Raw genomic sequence first — 13,534 nt, 5'->3', positions numbered from 1 at the left:
TGAGATCAAAAAGCCCGGACAGGCCGAACAAGATTGACATGGGTTTTATTGGTGGCAAACTGCTTGCCATTGGAGAAACACTGAAACCATGCATGGTCTGCACTATCCTCCGTTGAACTCCAGTAGAAATTAGGTACAAGACCCTCAACAGCTCCTCTGTTGAGATAAAGCTGGTTCAGCTCCTCCTTGCTCGGTAAAAACCAGTCGCTGTAACCACCACCGCGATACATTGACGCAACGGCTGAAGCGCTTTGCGGAAAAAGTGCTACAGGATATTTTGCCAAAATCTTTCTCGTATTTTCTGCTCCTTCACCAATGGCCGGGCTTGTATTCGATAGCATCTTCTCTGCATAATCAGGACGAACCGCATCTCTATATTGGCCGGTACTCCAGCGATATGCCCCAACAACCTCCCCTGCACCATATGCATCGATATAGGAGAGATCTATATCCTCCCTGGCAGCAATCAAACCATGCTGCCCGGTACTATCAACAAAAAAGACAATACCCCCACTGTAACTATCACCAATCTTCGCGGCAAACGAAAGAGCCGAAGACATAATAACCATAGTTAATCCGACCAACATTGACACCATGCTCAGCCGGGCGATGCCTGATTTTATCCTGTTCACTTTTCCTCCTTGATAAGTGGAAATTTCAATAAAAGCACCTTCCTGAAGTTAACGATTCTGATCGGAAAATCAGTGAACATTTCAGGAAGTCAATCGCCCGAAGAAAAAAGAAATCTGTACATGATGCAAGCTGTTATCCCTTTGCGTTGCGAATCAACTCATGAATAATTCTGCAACTATCCGTTTAGACCTTCGCTCTCGTTCAATCAGCCTCCCACTTTTACTGGATAGCTTGACCCTTTGAGGGTGACGATTGTGCTGCGTATTGCGCCAAGTTCATCAATTCCTTCCGGTACCGTGCATTCACATTTTTTCCAGAGTTCTGATAACTGCCTCTCGATTTTATAGGCAAGCATAACGGCAAAGAGATGGCCACGAGTGCTCGCTTCGGTTCGCACATGAACCGGTCTGATTTCAAGATGACTTTGCTCACATAACAGCCGTCCAGCAGAGCGACTCCTTTCAGGATTTCTTCATTGACTGTTACCATGAACACCCTCTCCTGATAAAACTGCAATCAGCAAGGCTTAGCAGTTGATCCCTGCTCAGGTTTCGGGCGACGTTGCAGGGGTCTGCTCACGAAACGGAAAAAATAGCACGTTAAGCAGTTTAAGTTAAATCCAAAAGCCGGGTACGGATCGGCAAAGGCGGAATTGGTTGCCGTCCACATTTTAGGTTCCAGTATGCCCACGAGCGCACATCAAAAACGCCAGGTGGAGCATGCTCCAAAACCTCACAGAATTCGTCATTCCCCACGATGCCTTGCAGCGCTTTTAAATCTTCAGGCGTACCAAAAGTCATAACATGCGCAAGAAAATGCACTGGATCAGCAAGTTCTTCCTCTGGCGTATTGAACCATACAACCCGACGTGCCACGTTTAAAATTTCCGGAGTAATGGGTAAAGGTTTCATGATGTTGGTTCGTTTTCATCCGTCCGCTTGGCATAAGGCGTTAATATGGGAAGAGAGGCTGGATCGACAGATGCAACTGCAATACTCAACCGCTTGCGCACATCTACGGATAAGGTTGGAAGATCATCAAAAAAGGAGAGTGCCTTCAATGCAATCATAGGGTTGAAGCTGCGTCCATAAACGACACTGCCAGCAGCTAAAGCGTTTGGCAAGTCAACACCGTGTTGTAACAGCGCATCAATATCGAGATAGTCTTTTACCTCTGCCCGTTTTTGTATTACAGCTACTTTCGTTCCTGCAATGTCTAACAGGGATGCGACATAGATTGAACCTCCCTCGGCCTGATCGCGAGGTGTAACCTGCCCAAGACCAAGACCACCAAAAAAAGAGAGCAAAACAGGGCCGTCACGCTCAACACGGCAAGTCAATGTATTTTGGCCAACCTGCACGCGCTCCGCTCCCTTGAGATAAGGAAGAGCATCAGCCAGATCATCCGGATCAAAAGGCTGATTAGAAAAAAAATCAAAATCAACAGAAGTCCTGTGCCCCAAACGCAAAGCAAGCGCCGTTCCGCCGTAAAGCGTAAATGTCGATGGCGTAGCGTCAAGTTCCGGCCAGAGCAAAAGCTGCGGTGGCGGAAGAATGGATAGATTAGGACTAAAAATCATGTCAAATTGATTTTGTTTAAATGGAGTCACCTCAGAAAACGGAAAAAATAGCACGCTAAGCAGTTTTGGTAAACTTCATGAGTCTTGATACCGTAGCTGGATGGACATTAAAAAGCCTGGCTGCATCCGCTGCGGTTTTCTGTCCAGACGTAACAAAATGGATGATCTCTTTCTGTTGCTCTGAGGTGAGCTTTGGTCGGCGACCTCCAACACGCCCTTGTTTGCGTGCGGCATCCAAACCGTTGCGCGTGCGCTCTCGAAGCATTGCCCGCTCGAACTCCGCAAATGTCCCTACGATTTGCATCATCATGCGGCCACCGGGCGAAGTAGTGTCAATTACTTCCGTCAGACTACGAAACCCAGCTCCTGCTTGATTAATCTTCTCCATAAAAGTCAACACATCTTTCAGAGAGCGTGATAAACGGTCAAGCTTCCAGACAACCACCACATCGTCCTTGCGCAGTTGCTCTAACAACCGATGCAATTCTGGCCTGTCCCATCGGCCCCCGGAAGCTTTCTCTTGAAAGATCATTTCACATCCGCCAAATTCCAGCGCGGCAATTTGTGCTTTGGTGTCCTGATCCTTGGTGGAAACACGCGCATAACCGATAAGCATCTCTACCTTCCTATTGCATAAAGTTATTGCAAATGATTATAATTTAGCAATAACTTTATGCAATGCGCAATGCCTTTATTTCTGCTTGATCAATAATCGTTGCGGAAACGTCCGTTTCTGCAACAGCATTTTCCAATTCATTTTAGACGTACTATTATTCCATGCCTCGTCGATCTCTTTTTTCCACTGCCGAACGAGAAAGCCTTCTGGAGTTGCCGAAGGCCGAAGATGAACGGATTCGGTACTATATGTTTAACGAGGCGGACTTGTCTTTCATCAATCAGCATCGAGGGTCTGCAAATCGCCTTGGGCTTGCTGTGCAGCTTTGCTACTTGCGTTTTCCTGGAATTATTCTCAATGTCGATCAGAGACCGTTTCCGCCGGTATTGAAACTGGTTGCTGATCAGCTTGGAGTGGCGGTCGATCAATGGAACAAGTACGGACATCGCGAACAGACCCGCCGTGAACACCTGCTTGAGTTGCAGGGGTGGCTGAAGCTTATACCATTCGGTATCGCTGAATACCGACAAATCGTTTATCAACTCGCTGAACTTGCCCAACAGACTGATCGTGGTATTGTGCTTGCCGAAGCATTGATTGATATGCTGCGAAATCAAAGCATTATTTTGCCAGCCATTGACGTCATAGAACGTGTCTGTAGTGAAGCATTAATGTGATGAGTGCCATTCAGGGCGGATTACCTGACAGCCTTGCCGAGATGCACAGGCTCTTCGGCAACAAAGTCAGTTTACTCGTTCAGGATAACAGGGAGATGTCAAATCCACAAACCATGATGGGATGGAAACATCTGTCAATACTTTTATCGGAGGGAAATCATGAACAAATCAAACAGCGCCTCAGTCGCACCATCGAGCAACTCTTCGCAACCGGCGCCATCTCAGCCCCATGTTATCAGCAAGCAATCGGAGGAGTTCCAATGGGATGAAACGATCGTTTGGCTGGAAAAGATCAACAAAAACATGCAACGGATGTCGCAAGATGAGAAATATCGGCTGGAAATTGCGAAAGATCTATCATAATGTGCCAGAGAGATTCAGAAAAATGCATTCCATTTCTGGCACGTTACTCATGAAAATTCGTTAGATCGACGTATAAAATTTTCTCTCACCACGTTTTGCACAAGGAGAACCAATGACAACAACAGAGAAAATATACCGAACGATGCAAGAACTTCCAGAACCGATGCGTCATGAAGTGCTGGATTTCGCTGAATTTTTCAAGCAGAAAAAATCAACCGATACACCCGGATCAGGAAATCTTGCCAAACGTATTCAGGAGCACTTTAAAGGCTTGAATGCTGAAGATATTGTTATTCCATCACGTCAGTTCCCCCGCACTCTTCCGCAAGTTGAGGATTGATGATGACCGCTTTTTTGATTGATGCCAACGTCCTGTCGGAATTAATGCGTACGCAGCCAGAGAGTATACGCCGAACTCGGCTGGAAAATGCAGCACAAAAAATGTTTTCTGCAGATTTTACTGAACGGTGCCTTCCTTTTGACAAACATGCCGCAATCGTTTATGCAGAACTCGTTGCCCATCGAAAACGCATCGGAAAACCTGTTTGCACAGAAGATGCCCAAATAGCAGCTATCGCGGTAACCGAAAACCTGACACTTGTCACCCGAAACATTAAGGATTTTACAGAAATTGAAGGCCTGAAACTGATAAATCCCTGGGAAACAGCTTGAGGGAAAATCGTCGAACTGCATTGTCATTCAACAATCTCCATATATGGCAAAATTGTACACTCTCAGGCTATCTTGCTTGAAAGTCTGGCCAAGCGAGTAGCTACATGCTGATTGAGATCGCCATGGGAGCACAAAAAAAATGCCGAGCTGGGACTCGGCGCTCCCTGGGTGATCACAATTTTTCAGAGTTTCAGATATCAGAGGATCAGATGTTCAGGAAGAAAAGAATGACTGGAACGAATCACTCGAAAACCCACATTGTAGCTGCCCCAGTTCCCCGGAAGGTCGTCGTTCCGGGAGGAGCAGCGCAGAGCATCAGCTTTACTGCTATAATACGAACCTCCCCGCACCGAACGGTACCCTTCTTTTTCGCCATACCAATCATCCGTCCACTCCCATACATTACCTGCCATATCGAAGAGCCCTTCCGGCGTGGCGCCCTCAGGATAACGACCAACCGGCGTTGTAGAGCCTTCATTCGAATTATAATTGGCAAGTTTTGGCGTTGGCTCTCCCCGCTCTTTCGGCCAGGGGTAGGAACGCCCCTCCTCACCTGCAGCAGCAAATTCCCACTCCATTTCTGCAGGAAGCCGGTAGAACACATCCTTGTCGCTTTCAAGCAGTGAAAGCCAGAGACAATAAGCACGGGCAGCATACCACGTTGCTATCACCGGCTGATCATCCTTGTTGAATCGCTTGTCGTCATCGTACCTGGAAGCAAACCGTTTCGACAACTCTTTTTCTTGCTGCAACCAACTGCTGAACTCCTTGATGCTCTCTGCCAGGGCTGACAAGTGTTTCTTGTAGCTCTCAAAAAGCAAGTTTCCAGCAACATCACTCCCTTTTGTCTCAAGGAAGCTGATAAACTGGCGGAAAAGCCGATTGGTCACCGTGAATTTTGCCACGTAGAGGTCTGGCACCGTTTCCCGCTTTTTCGTCAGGGAGTAGTCGAAGCTTCCGCCCTTGATCAGGAGATACTCGGCGCCAAGGGGATCATTGAGAGTGCCAGCTACAAGAGGCCGCTCTTTGGAAAGTTCCGAGAGGTTGAACTGCTCCACCACCTCAAGCGCCTCTTTATGGGCCTCCAGCTCGCCAATGGCGTTGAGGCACTGCAACAGGTAGCGCTGACGGTTGAGGGTGGTCTCTGGCTCCATCAGCTTGCTGCGCAGTGCATCAAAACAGATCTGCGGCGCCTCCTCGATGAGAGTGGTCAGCAAATCCTGCTGCTTCTGCGTCATCTCTTCACTGACTGGCGAGTTGAAAAGCTCGCGCATAAAGGCGTCAAAGGTTGCTGCATCAGCCTGGCCAATAAAAAAGCGCAAGGGCTCATTCCACCAGTCGTCGCCGAAATACCCGGCAAAAGTGGCCATGCGCTGCTCCCTGCCCCACTCTTTCTGGAGCTGCAGACCAGCCATGTACTCCCTGAACGATTTGTGGCGAAAAAGGTACTCCCTGTCGCGATACTCCACCAGCAGACCGGCGCGGTCAACAAGGTTCCGGCAAAACTCCTCTGCGCTGTAGCGCTTGGTCAGCGTCTTGAGTTGAATCTGCATCTGCTGCTGCATCGCCCCCCGCTCAACCTCGTCGCGTTTTACCACCTCCTGCATCCAGAGCGAGACTGGAGCGAGTACACGCAGGGCATCTTCTGCCGGAAGGAGAGGCTCAAGACCCTTTTGACGGTCGCGGTAATCGAGTATGTAGTTCAGGGCGGCTTCATAGAGTTTCAACCGACTGGCTGGCAGATAGTCCCGATCTTTCCAGAGCATGGCCATGATCTGAAGCAGCAGGGGCACTCTGGCCAATGCCTGCACGCCCCTGTTTTTCTCCTGGGCCAAAAAGAGCACAATATCCTTCGCTTTCCGCTCGGCTTTCTCTTTCTGGCTCTTCTCCCACCGCTCCTGTGTTTCGCTCCCTGGCTTCAGCTCGCCGAGATATGCCGCCCTGAACCATTTCTCAAGAAACTCCTGCTGCTGCTCACTGGTAAAATCCATGATGTCGGCCCGCGTGTGACGGGAGGCAAGCTCAATCCCCTCTGCCTTCCTGTAACCTGTGGAACGGGAGGTGACCACCACTTGCGCTTTTTTAAAGCTGGCGACAATCCGGTCAATCCATCGGCACGCCCTGATGCGCTGTTGCGGGTCACTGATTTCATCAAGACCATCAAAGAGGAGGAGCGTGGGCCGCTGTTGCAGCCAGCGGGAGAGGTGCTTCTCTTCAATGTCAAGATTGTGCAGCGCCGACCACGCAATGAGATTATGGGAGATCGGCGCATAGTCTCCATTCTCCACGATGAGGTCACGGAGTGGCAGAAAAACCACGAGCAGCGGCTCAGTGAAGCCAAGCCTCTTCCTGTCGTCAAGAGAGGTGAGGGCATAGTGCTTGAGCAGCGTGGTCTTGCCGGAACCGGGGTCGCCAATAATGAGCAGCAACCGTTGTTGCTCAAACACAAGGCGCATCACCTCCTCCGGCTTGCGTATCTGCTCATGGAATTTCTGCTCCTGTTCCTGTTCGGACGACTGACACGCTTCACCAACATTGAGGTCACAGTCGCTACGCCAGCCATCGGAGAGGCGAAGGGCAACAAAGGTATCCGTCAATCCTACCGGCACATTTTCGAGCGCATGGGTACCGAGAAGGTTGCTGATATCAAGCTCCCTCCTGAGCGCCTCGTGGTAGTCATGAAGATGGTCGCGGTCGAGCGTCGTGAGCGCCTGTGCCTCTCTGACATCGGGGCTCACCCGTTTCGGGAGAGAAAATGTGCCGATATAGGAGGGCGACGGAAAGATTGCGGTATCAAGCGCCCACACTTCACGCGGCTTGTCGTGGTAGCATATCGGAAAGATGGTCACCCGGCCACTCTGTGCGGTGGCATACATGGCGCAATTAGGCCACTCGCGTGTCTGGTATGATGCCCCGGCACCAAGCTTGAGGTAACCGCCATGCTGCGACACCGTGCATTCTGTGTCGGTCTCATGGTAGTGACCGTGCAAGAGCAGGTCAACCGATGCACCAAGAGTGGCCCGGATGTTTGCACGCTCAACCGCGCTCAGCCAGTCGAGCGGATGGTGCAGCAGGGCAAGATTGAGGTCTGCCGCCTGCTCCTGCAGCGCTTTCGTCGCCTTGTCGAGGCAGCGGCGACCGAGCAGCAGCTTGCCATGATCCTGATCGTCAATGCAGAAAAGAGCGCTGTTCAGCAAAAGCATGGCCACCCTGACCTGCCGGATCTGCACCACTTCAACGGTGCTGCAGGTTGTGTCGGTCGGAAAGCTGCGAAAACCGGCAAAATAGCTGTTATACCATGCGCTGTAAGCCTGAAGCTTCTGAAACTGGATCGCTATGGCCACTCCTGCGGGATCAAAAAACTTGTCGGAGCTTGCATCGCTGTCAAGGGTTCTTGGCAAAAATTCGTTCACCGTGCGGTCAACATCGTGGTTGCCGGGTACCACGAAGAGCCGCCTTTTGTCAAGCCCGGCAGCGGCAAGCAGGTCATCAAAAAAGAGGGTTGCCTGCCGGTACTCTTCAGCCTTGCCACTATGGGCAATATCGCCGGTAACCACAATCAAATCCGGTACGCGCCCCTCTTCGCGGAATTGCTTCACTGATGCAACAAGCGCACGAAGAATCACCTCCTGGTCGTAACGTCCCCGGTCGCTGAGATGCAGATCCGAAATATGCAGCCAGGTGAGAGCCGAATCAAGCTCACCCGTGATTTTCAGCACCTCCTGATATCCCTTTGTCGCTTTTGTCATCTCATTAAGCGTGGTCTGAATGGCGGAAAACTAAACCCGAAAGTTGCCCCACAAACGCTTCAGCACTGTTTGACATGGCTGTTCTCCTTTATGGTTGATGAAAACTCTTCCCTCTTCGTGCTTGCCCGATGCTGTCTGCCGCAATCATGGCGTCAAGCACTTTTTCTGCTGTGATAGTACCCGCTTCGTGATGAATGGACTGCGCTTGATCGCAAGCCTTCTCCGCCACCAGCATCAACTTTTGGCGGTCAACCTTTCCCAGCCCGATATCGGCAAGGGTGGTCGGCAACCCGATCTCTTCACAGAATGAGAAAACGGTTGCGGATTCATCCGGCGATGCGTCCGTGAGCTGAAGCCCGGCCAATACACCAAAGGCCACTTTTTCTCCATGCCAGAAGGAGTGGGTTTCGGCCAATGCGGTGAGGCCATTGTGGATGGAGTGGGCCGCCGCCAGTCCGGCGCTTTCAAAGCCTATGCCACTCAACAGAATGTTCGCCTCAACAATGCGCTCCAGTGCCGGAGTAACAATGTGGCTCTCACCGGCAATTTTTGCCGCCGCGCCATAGGTGAGCAATGTTTCATAACAGAGTCGGGCAATCCCGAATCCCGCCATGGTGCCATACCCGCCACACTCGTTGACCGAGTGCGTACGCTCACACGATCGAGCTTCGAACCATGTCGAGAGAGCGTCTCCCATCCCGGACACCAGAAAGCGTACAGGCGCCGCGGCAATGATGGCCGTATCAACAAGCACCACTGCGGGATTCATTTTCTGATAATAGACTGCTTCGAAAATCCCCTCCTTTGAGTAGACCACTGCACAGCCACTGCACGGTGCATCGCTTGAGGCAATCGTGGGAATGATAATCACCGGTATTCCCGCCCGATCTGCGACAATTTTCGCAGTATCAATAGTCTTTCCTCCGCCCATGCCAACGACGACATCTACACCCTTTTGCGTGACAATGGCCGATAACCGGGCCAACTCCTCCTCACAGCACTCACCCCGGAAGCGCTCAACGAGAAGAGCATCGAGGCTCCAGTCGAAACCACACAAGGGAAGCACCTTGTCGTAAACCGAGGGTGAGGCCACTATCAGCCCCTTTTTGCCCAATACACTCAATAATGCAGGCAACTCGCCGACAGCCCCGACGCCCTGAATATATTTTCCTGGAAAAACAGCTTTCCTGAACATGCGAACCTCCCTTTTTTCGAGCAATGAACTGTAATATAGTTGTGGTAGCTTTCTGAAACTGACGGCACAGGGTCACTCCTGCAACATCAAAAAAGTCATATCGTCAGGCACGGTCTGAATGGGTGAGAAGTACACCCGGGATTTGCCCCTGGTCATGTGATAGATACCGTTCAATAATCAATCGGCCCTCTTGTCGCCTTTACTGCTCCCCGCTTTACCTTGCTCTCAATACGCCTCTCTTTTGAGCTTTTGGTGGGGGAAGTAGGCTTGCGTTTTTTAACCGGCAGAGCAACATGCTGAAGCAACGCCTGCAGCCGCATCAGGGCATCCGTCCGGTTCTTCTCCTGTGATCGGTACCGTTGCGCCTTGATGATGATCACCCCATCTTTTGTCATGCGGTGATCCTTCAGAAGTAGCAACTTTTCACGGAAATCCTCAGGAAGCGACGATGCCTTGACGTCAAAACGCAGGTGAACAGCGGTTTCAACCTTGTTGACATTCTGGCCGCCCGCCCCCTGCGCACGCATGGTCTGCAGCTCAATTTCCTCATCAGGGATGGCAATGGTTTCGGTAATCTGCAACATGCTCAATCCTTATTTTCATATAGCAACGCAAGGGTATCACGCCAGTTATGAAAGAGTATACTCCTGATACCGGCTTCTGAAGCCGATGCACAGTTTTCCTCCTTGTCATCAATCAAAACAAATTCATCAGCCCCGCACCCTGAATTTTCGAGCACACGCTTAAATGCTTCGACACTGTTTTTCATCTTCCCCTGTTCAAAGGAGAGATAGTAGCGATCCGCATCCCGCAGTACAGGATAATTATTGAGCAGAAAGGTAAAATGGAGCGGGTCAGTATCACTCATGATCCAGATGGAATGGTGCTCTTTGAGCCGTTTGACCGCCCCAACAGCGCCCTCGAGCGGTTCAAAAATATCCTGCCAGCGCAGTTTCAGCTCGTGCAGCGGCATCGTTCTGGAATGAGGGTCGATGGCAATCACGTCAAGGTATTCGAACGGCGCGATAAAGCCGGTTTCAAGTTTAGCTTTCAGCTCGCCAGTACAATATTTCCGGTAGATCTCCTGCGCACCTGAAACCGAATCCAGTGCCACATCCCGACAGAAACGCATAAAATCCACCGACACCAAAACACTGCCTATGTCAAGAAGAATAATGCTCATGGATACGGATTCAGTTGCTGGTAGATGCCTCACTTGTTGCTCTGTTCAGGGAAATATATGCCATTGCAGCTTATTTCAGGCACACCGCATACGGCAATGTTAGCATGGAGAGCATGTTGACGGGCTTCTACCGGAAGAGTCAAACACTTCACCGCTGTTTCAGTTGCACAGGATGGATATTTGGGCAAGAGCAGTTACAACTGAATGAGTCGGTGCAAAAGAATATCTTCAACATTACGGCGACTATCAAGCACCGCCGTTATATAGACATTGCTGTCGGCTATCCGGTACAACACCCTCCACGGCGAAACAATCAGCTCCCGATAGACAAAAATGCCGCAGGAATGAAGCTCCGGAACAACCCTGCCCCGCTCGGGAAACGTATACAATTCCGCCGCTCTATCCTTGATTTTTTCCAGGACATGCAAGGCATTCTGCACAGTATCAACTGCAATAAAGGCTATAATCTCTCTGAGATCTCTTTCTGCAACATCAGTCCATAACACCCTGTAGCCTGCGCTCATGACAACGGCTCTCTCAAGAGGCGTTCAAGATCATTGAATACATCCTCTTGCTGGCGAATGTTCCCTTTGCGGATATCCTCTTCACCCTGAGCAAGCAGCTTCAGCAGGCCAAGCGCATTGCGCATCTCTTCATAGCTTTTCGGATCCTGAAGAACAGCTCTCGGCTCACCGTTCTGGGTAATAATAACCGGACGACGCGTATCGTTGATCTGATCAAGAAGATCCGCCGCTTTTACCTTAAGATAGGTGACCGGTTTGATGTCGGTAGTAATATGCATCTCTCCCCATATTTCATAGTTTCTGAAGATACAATATAGTACGATATTCGGTCTGGCGAAAGTCTGGTATCCTGAAAGTCGGATAAAGCGCACACTATCATGAGGTCACTCCCAGATATTCCAGGAACAGCCGATCTCTGGCTACGGATTCAGTAGACCAGCGGTAGTTGCCCATGACAGTTCGTACTTGAGTCGTCTCAATGCAATCGAACCAATCCAGAATCTGAGCGAGAGATCGTTGCTCAAGCCACTGGTCCAATTTTTTTTCGAGATTGACAAGCGCTTTGGTTTTTTCGCTTCCGTTCTTTCCAAGCTCTGCCCGCATTTCCTTGATTTTCTTGGTCAGGAAGCAATGATACCCCAGTGACACAAACTGTACGAATTGCCTTCCCCGCAGGTTGTCTGGATGCCATGTGCGCGGCCTTGCTCCATCAAGGCCTCCCTTCACCACGGCGAAGATCTCCTCTATTTTTTCACGCAATCGATAGTCTGCCAACGCTGTGAAGGTCTTCATGGCCTGATTGCTGACGAGCGCAAAATAGCCGAAGTATTTCGTCGCTTCGACAATGGCCTTGTCGTTGAAACCGACCCTCAATTGTCCACCACGCCCCTTTTTTGAGCAGATCAGATATCGCTCGATTTTTCGTTGCGCAGATTTCGTGAACTCCATCACCCCATCTTCTACTTGAGCTTTGAGTTCAAACAGCTCCTTGCGGAAGTCGAGCTGCTTCTTGGTGTCGCTGTTAGGGGAATAGAAGACATGGACATAAAGGCGGCGCACGAACCTCTCTTCTTCTCCGCTCAGCTTGCCGTTTCGCGACAGTTGGCGCACTCGACCGAACTCGTGCATTCTCATCGCCGTGGCGCCGCAAACCGACGGATCAAACTGGCAAGTGCTCGACATGCCCGCCAGCGTCTCCCGAAGCGCATCCACCGTCTCGCGAACCCAAGTGATATTGGGGTCAACCAGAGTAAGGAATTTCATGTTGCGCAAGGCGAATTTCATCATGTTCCCCTCACTGTAGTAGCCGTTATCGGTAACGATCAAGGGTTTCTCAAGGTTAAAGCACTTGAGTTGCTTCAGGGTGTTCTCAATGGATATGACGTCCGGAACATTGCCAGGCTGCTTGGCGAATGCTAACGGCTCGCGTTCCTTTACGGAATACAAGGTTAGAAGCTTGATGGTTTTCAGTCCGTCACCATCCTTATTGAACCCATGCCGTGCTTCCGACTGGTTCTCGGAGTAGGTCGATATCGTGGTCGAATCAAACGCCAGCACAGGTGCCTTGCCCAGGCGATCCGCCCGGAAGGAGAAGTAGCGCTGCACGCGGTCTTCGTCGCACCCGACACATTTGAACAAGTCACTGTAAACGTCTTCAGTGATAACTTCGCTGTAGGGAAGGGAGTGCATTACCTGCCAACCCTCAAGGCGTGGCAAGGTGTTTCCGCCGGAACCGATCCAGTAACGCGCAATAGAGAGAATCTTGGCAGCGTCGCCCTCGCTGAACGAAGAACGCACGTCATCGTCAATGCCGGAGGCTTTACCGACCCACTCCAGAAGATCCGTGAGGCCACTGTGCCTGCGTAGCGCACCAACCAAGCCCCCTTCATTTTTGCTTTTTTTCGGGCGTGTAGGGATTATCTCCTGTGTTCCCGACTTGATTTTCCCTTGGAGCTTCTGACTGACGGTATAGGTCTTTCTGGTTCGTTCATTATAGCCTGTAACCCGCTCATAGATGTAAATATCGCCATTCGGGCGCCTTTCACGCCGTTCGCCAACGTGAGTTTTTCCAGTTACTGGTTTAGACACGGGGTATTCTCCTTTTTAAAGTGCGTTTCCCATTATACATACGTACACGTTAAAAAGCAAGAAAAAAGCGCGGTTTTTCTAAAAAAAACACAACTTTTTTTGAAATAGTGCTCAGGTGGCGATGTTTTTCAGTTAATGTGTGCGCTTTATCCGACTTTCAGGGTTCACGACAGAGGTCTCAAAAATCGGGCCGCCCAAGGCGGTCTCTTCTATGGTTCATGCCAACCTGCTCGGTTGAGGTGTGCGGCGCTGCGT

General features: G+C 50.5%; 14 protein-coding genes and 2 pseudogenes. 4 read left to right on the top strand and 12 right to left on the bottom strand.

The features are described 5' to 3' along the window. Window positions 1–5: 5 nt before the first annotated feature. The 5 genes and pseudogenes from PPHA_RS16230 to PPHA_RS05205 form a co-directional block, all read right to left on the bottom strand. Window positions 6–632, bottom strand: a complete 627-nt coding sequence (locus tag PPHA_RS16230) for an Lcl C-terminal domain-containing protein (RefSeq protein WP_012507831.1) — start codon at window positions 630–632, stop codon at window positions 6–8. 230 nt (window positions 633–862) lie between these two features. Beyond that, window positions 863–1,140: pseudogene (locus PPHA_RS15490) on the bottom strand (IS1634-like element ISPph1 family transposase); the annotation flags it as partial. Window positions 1,141–1,241: 101 nt separating this feature from the next. After that, the gene (locus PPHA_RS05215; RefSeq protein ID WP_012507830.1) at window positions 1,242–1,544 is read right to left on the bottom strand and encodes a hypothetical protein; all 303 of its coding nucleotides are present in this window, start codon (window positions 1,542–1,544) and stop codon (window positions 1,242–1,244) included. After that, the gene (locus tag PPHA_RS05210) at window positions 1,541–2,212 is read right to left on the bottom strand and encodes a nucleotidyl transferase AbiEii/AbiGii toxin family protein (protein ID WP_012507829.1); all 672 of its coding nucleotides are present in this window, start codon (window positions 2,210–2,212) and stop codon (window positions 1,541–1,543) included. The genes PPHA_RS05215 and PPHA_RS05210 overlap by 4 nt, the downstream gene beginning before the upstream one ends. A 55-nt stretch (window positions 2,213–2,267) precedes the next feature. After that, the gene (locus PPHA_RS05205) at window positions 2,268–2,828 is read right to left on the bottom strand and encodes a recombinase family protein (protein WP_012507828.1); all 561 of its coding nucleotides are present in this window, start codon (window positions 2,826–2,828) and stop codon (window positions 2,268–2,270) included. A gap of 161 nt (window positions 2,829–2,989) precedes the next feature. Here PPHA_RS05205 and PPHA_RS05200 point away from each other — a divergent pair. From PPHA_RS05200 to PPHA_RS05185, 4 genes and pseudogenes are all read left to right on the top strand, one after another. Further along, window positions 2,990–3,499 (top strand): annotated as a pseudogene (locus tag PPHA_RS05200) (DUF4158 domain-containing protein); the annotation flags it as partial. 5 nt (window positions 3,500–3,504) lie between these two features. Further along, window positions 3,505–3,774, top strand: coding sequence for a hypothetical protein (locus PPHA_RS05195; RefSeq protein ID WP_012507826.1), 270 nt, complete (start codon window positions 3,505–3,507; stop codon window positions 3,772–3,774). Window positions 3,775–3,980: 206 nt separating this feature from the next. Continuing rightward, window positions 3,981–4,208: a DUF2281 domain-containing protein gene (locus tag PPHA_RS05190; protein WP_012507825.1), complete on the top strand. Its 228-nt coding sequence runs from the start codon at window positions 3,981–3,983 to the stop codon at window positions 4,206–4,208. A 14-nt stretch (window positions 4,209–4,222) separates the two neighbouring features. Continuing rightward, window positions 4,223–4,540, top strand: coding sequence for a PIN domain-containing protein (locus PPHA_RS05185; RefSeq protein WP_223293992.1), 318 nt, complete (start codon window positions 4,223–4,225; stop codon window positions 4,538–4,540). Window positions 4,541–4,737: 197 nt separating this feature from the next. Here the strand turns inward: PPHA_RS05185 and PPHA_RS05180 are convergent, their stop codons facing one another. From PPHA_RS05180 to PPHA_RS05150, 7 genes are all read right to left on the bottom strand, one after another. Next, on the bottom strand, window positions 4,738–8,289 hold the full coding sequence (locus tag PPHA_RS05180; protein WP_012507823.1) for an SUMF1/EgtB/PvdO family nonheme iron enzyme: 3,552 nt from the start codon (window positions 8,287–8,289) through the stop codon (window positions 4,738–4,740). 88 nt (window positions 8,290–8,377) lie between these two features. Continuing rightward, on the bottom strand, window positions 8,378–9,484 hold the full coding sequence (locus PPHA_RS05175; protein WP_012507822.1) for a glycerol dehydrogenase: 1,107 nt from the start codon (window positions 9,482–9,484) through the stop codon (window positions 8,378–8,380). A gap of 170 nt (window positions 9,485–9,654) precedes the next feature. After that, window positions 9,655–10,068 (bottom strand): alternative ribosome rescue aminoacyl-tRNA hydrolase ArfB, encoded by a 414-nt coding sequence (gene arfB / locus PPHA_RS05170; RefSeq protein ID WP_012507821.1) that lies wholly within the window; start codon window positions 10,066–10,068, stop codon window positions 9,655–9,657. Between the two features lie 2 nt (window positions 10,069–10,070). Further along, a complete protein-coding gene (locus PPHA_RS05165) occupies window positions 10,071–10,667 on the bottom strand; it encodes an HAD-IA family hydrolase (protein WP_012507820.1) in 597 nt (198 codons plus the stop codon). Between the two features lie 194 nt (window positions 10,668–10,861). Next, on the bottom strand, window positions 10,862–11,191 hold the full coding sequence (locus PPHA_RS05160; RefSeq protein ID WP_012507819.1) for a type II toxin-antitoxin system RelE/ParE family toxin: 330 nt from the start codon (window positions 11,189–11,191) through the stop codon (window positions 10,862–10,864). Continuing rightward, window positions 11,188–11,469 carry a type II toxin-antitoxin system Phd/YefM family antitoxin gene (locus PPHA_RS05155; protein WP_012507818.1) on the bottom strand — a complete coding sequence of 94 codons (282 nt, stop codon included), beginning with the start codon at window positions 11,467–11,469 and terminating at the stop codon, window positions 11,188–11,190. The genes PPHA_RS05160 and PPHA_RS05155 overlap by 4 nt, the downstream gene beginning before the upstream one ends. 97 nt (window positions 11,470–11,566) lie before the next feature. Further along, entirely contained in the window at window positions 11,567–13,279 is a 1,713-nt protein-coding gene (locus PPHA_RS05150) for an IS1634 family transposase (RefSeq protein ID WP_012507817.1), read from the bottom strand. Between the last annotated feature and the right edge of the window lie 255 nt (window positions 13,280–13,534).

Origin of the sequence: Pelodictyon phaeoclathratiforme BU-1 (assembly GCF_000020645.1) — a bacterium.
Lineage (GTDB): Bacteria > Bacteroidota > Chlorobiia > Chlorobiales > Chlorobiaceae > Chlorobium > Chlorobium phaeoclathratiforme.
The sequence above is the reverse complement of the archived record's forward strand: the minus strand, read 5'-3'. Positions and strand labels throughout refer to the sequence as shown.

What these genes read in the sequence shown, in the direction of transcription:
- PPHA_RS05215 (WP_012507830.1), bottom strand. Translation starts at nt 1,544, where the DNA reads ATGAAACCTTTACCCATTACTCCGGAAATTTTAAACGTGGCACGTCGG.
- PPHA_RS05210 (WP_012507829.1), bottom strand. Translation starts at nt 2,212, where the DNA reads ATGATTTTTAGTCCTAATCTATCCATTCTTCCGCCACCGCAGCTTTTG.
- PPHA_RS05205 (WP_012507828.1), bottom strand. Translation starts at nt 2,828, where the DNA reads ATGCTTATCGGTTATGCGCGTGTTTCCACCAAGGATCAGGACACCAAA.
- PPHA_RS05195 (WP_012507826.1), top strand. Translation starts at nt 3,505, where the DNA reads ATGAGTGCCATTCAGGGCGGATTACCTGACAGCCTTGCCGAGATGCAC.
- PPHA_RS05190 (WP_012507825.1), top strand. Translation starts at nt 3,981, where the DNA reads ATGACAACAACAGAGAAAATATACCGAACGATGCAAGAACTTCCAGAA.
- PPHA_RS05180 (WP_012507823.1), bottom strand. Translation starts at nt 8,289, where the DNA reads ATGACAAAAGCGACAAAGGGATATCAGGAGGTGCTGAAAATCACGGGT.
- PPHA_RS05175 (WP_012507822.1), bottom strand. Translation starts at nt 9,484, where the DNA reads ATGTTCAGGAAAGCTGTTTTTCCAGGAAAATATATTCAGGGCGTCGGG.
- arfB (WP_012507821.1), bottom strand. Translation starts at nt 10,068, where the DNA reads ATGTTGCAGATTACCGAAACCATTGCCATCCCTGATGAGGAAATTGAG.
- PPHA_RS05165 (WP_012507820.1), bottom strand. Translation starts at nt 10,667, where the DNA reads ATGAGCATTATTCTTCTTGACATAGGCAGTGTTTTGGTGTCGGTGGAT.
- PPHA_RS05160 (WP_012507819.1), bottom strand. Translation starts at nt 11,191, where the DNA reads ATGAGCGCAGGCTACAGGGTGTTATGGACTGATGTTGCAGAAAGAGAT.
- PPHA_RS05155 (WP_012507818.1), bottom strand. Translation starts at nt 11,469, where the DNA reads ATGCATATTACTACCGACATCAAACCGGTCACCTATCTTAAGGTAAAA.